This window comes from Streptomyces chilikensis (genome assembly GCF_001642695.1).
In the GTDB taxonomy this organism is placed as follows: domain Bacteria; phylum Actinomycetota; class Actinomycetes; order Streptomycetales; family Streptomycetaceae; genus Streptomyces; species Streptomyces chilikensis.
This window is the reverse complement of sequence record NZ_LWCC02000005.1, coordinates 614,187-614,717: the sequence shown is the minus strand read 5'-3', so window position 1 is coordinate 614,717 and position 531 is coordinate 614,187. Positions and strand designations below refer to the sequence as shown.

At 72.3% G+C, this 531-nt stretch carries 1 protein-coding gene; it reads right to left on the bottom strand.

Going from position 1 to position 531, the window contains the following annotated elements; genetic code table 11:
* A partial coding sequence (locus A2U95_RS02865) for a Rossmann-fold NAD(P)-binding domain-containing protein (RefSeq protein ID WP_166020657.1) occupies window positions 1-531 on the bottom strand: 531 nt, incomplete at both ends.

Here is a 531-nt window from a genome sequence, read left to right as displayed (position 1 = left end):
CCCGCACCACGCGGCGGGCGAGAACACCGGCCGGACGCACCGCCGCCTGGTCCTCACCCTCGAGCCCGGCCAGGACAGCGGCAGTGCGCTCCCACGCCTGCCCGTCCAGGACCTCGGGGAGATCGACCAGACCGCCCCACCGCTTCGGCTCCTCCAGCGCCACGACCCGGCCCAGACCCCACACCTGGGCCTGTGCGGTGTTGCGGATCGGGTCTTCGGCACCAGTGGTGACGGCGCCCTGGGTGAGGGACCACAGCGGTGCCTGCACACCGGCTTCGCCCAGGCGCTGCACCAGGTCGAGCGTCGCCGCGAGACCGGGAGCCACACCACCCGCTTCCCCCACGGCATCGTCGTCGTCGACCGCCAGCAGGGACAGGACACCTGCCGCGTCCGTGTGAACGGTCAGGTCGGTGTCGGCGTCGACCCGAACGACCTCCGCACCCAAGTTCCCCAGACCGTAGGAGGCCCACTCGACCGTGAACTCGTCCAGCGTCTCCGGCACCACCAGCAGCCACCGCCCCTTGAGGGCAG